Annotated in this window: 1 protein-coding gene, 1 pseudogene and 1 CRISPR repeat array; the gene and the pseudogene both read left to right on the forward strand. The window is 35.0% G+C overall.

The window, feature by feature from the left end:
* A pseudogene (locus DWZ63_RS15495) lies at positions 1 to 393 on the forward strand (PD-(D/E)XK nuclease family transposase); the annotation flags it as partial.
* A 9-nt stretch (positions 394 to 402) separates the two neighbouring features.
* On the forward strand, positions 403 to 582 hold the full coding sequence (locus DWZ63_RS15500) for a hypothetical protein (protein WP_118500363.1): 180 nt from the start codon (positions 403 to 405) through the stop codon (positions 580 to 582).
* A gap of 575 nt (positions 583 to 1,157) precedes the next feature.
* Positions 1,158 to 1,570: direct repeats of the CRISPR family, unit length 37 nt; unit sequence GTAGAAATGGAGAAAGCCCGATAAAGGGCATTGACAC.
* The last annotated feature ends 56 nt before the right edge of the window (positions 1,571 to 1,626 follow it).

Below are 1,626 nucleotides of genomic sequence, written 5' to 3' on the forward strand. Positions count from 1 at the left end.
ATTGAAGGTGTTGAAGATAAAGTATATAATATAGAAATACAGAGATCTGATAATTGCAATCATGTAAAACGCGTGCGTTATAATGCATCAACGATAACAATTAATAAATCTGAACCGGGTGATGAATTTGAGGATGTTCAGGATGTAATAGTAATTTATATATCCGAGTTCGATATGTTTGGAGCAGGAAAAACAGTGTATCATGTAGAAAATGTTATAAGGGAAACAGGCAATCTGGTAAATGATGGTCTTATGTCAGTATATGTCAATACTGAAGTGGCAGATGATAGTCTGATAAGTGACCTCATGCAATGTTTTCTAAAAACAGATTTCAAGGATGATAAATTTCCAAATGTATCAAGAAGAATGAAAGAATTAAAACATGGTGAGTAGGACGAGAAGATGTGTAAAAGTGTAGAGGAATATGCTGAGAGAAAAGCGAAAGAAGCAGCACAAGAGGCAGCTAAAGAAACAGCAAGAAAAACAGTAGAAAAATTAAATGATATGGGAATGGATATTTCTTTAACAGCAAGTGCTGTAGATATGGATGAGGAAACTATAAAACAGTGGTTAGAGAAATAATGTTTTTTAATGTTAAGGCACCGATTTGGTTAATTAGTTTGCTTGAAACATCAAGTATCTACATATGTTTGCAAGGTGTGAAAGTTGGAAAAGTAACAGTTCAGCCTTTTATTTCCTCAATTCATAAACCTGCCAGCAAGCTGTCAGTCGCTGCTTTGCAGCTTTTGTTTATTTACGCGAAAGCAAAGTGAGGATGGAACAAATAAATTTGTTCCATCTGAGCGTGCTCGCGAGGGCTTTGCCCTCATTTCAGAAATGAAAGGCTATTCTACCATAAAAAGATAATCAACAATACAATGAGCAAGCTCAAGTATTGTCAATTATTTTTTTTGGCTGAACTGTTACTTGGAAAAATTGGGAATTGAATGTTTTTATATACATTTATAACATGATATGTTAAAATAAAGTTATAAATCCATTTTTACAACTAAGGTCTAAAAATGACAAAAAAATATGAACAAAGTGTGAAGAGACACAAAAACAGCAAAAAATAAGCAGATTTTGATGTTGTCAGACAATTACCTGCAAAATCGAGTCTGCAAATGCTTCATTTTAGGGCGTTCCCAGAGGGGAGCGTAGAAATGGAGAAAGCCCGATAAAGGGCATTGACACTCGTATAATTCACTGTAACGGCATTCTTTACAATTCCGTAGAAATGGAGAAAGCCCGATAAAGGGCATTGACACAACGTATTGTATACCCATATTACGTTCATCCATCTAAGTAGAAATGGAGAAAGCCCGATAAAGGGCATTGACACTTGGTTTACTGTCAATGTACCTTATTTTAACTTAACAGTAGAAATGGAGAAAGCCCGATAAAGGGCATTGACACCCACACATTTCACATTTAAGACAAATACCATATCCAGCGTAGAGTAGAAATGGAGAAAGCCCGATAAAGGGCATTGACACACTTGCCTGAGTTATTAAATTTTCAGCTGCATTTTTAGTAGAAATGGAGAAAGCCCGATAGAGAGCATTATTAAAAAAGTAACGCAAACAATGATAAAATCGCCATTTAAAGCAGTTAAGTGGTGATTTT

Source organism: Clostridium sp. AF34-13 (genome assembly GCF_003477845.1).
Classification (GTDB): domain Bacteria; phylum Bacillota; class Clostridia; order Lachnospirales; family Lachnospiraceae; genus Butyribacter; species Butyribacter intestini.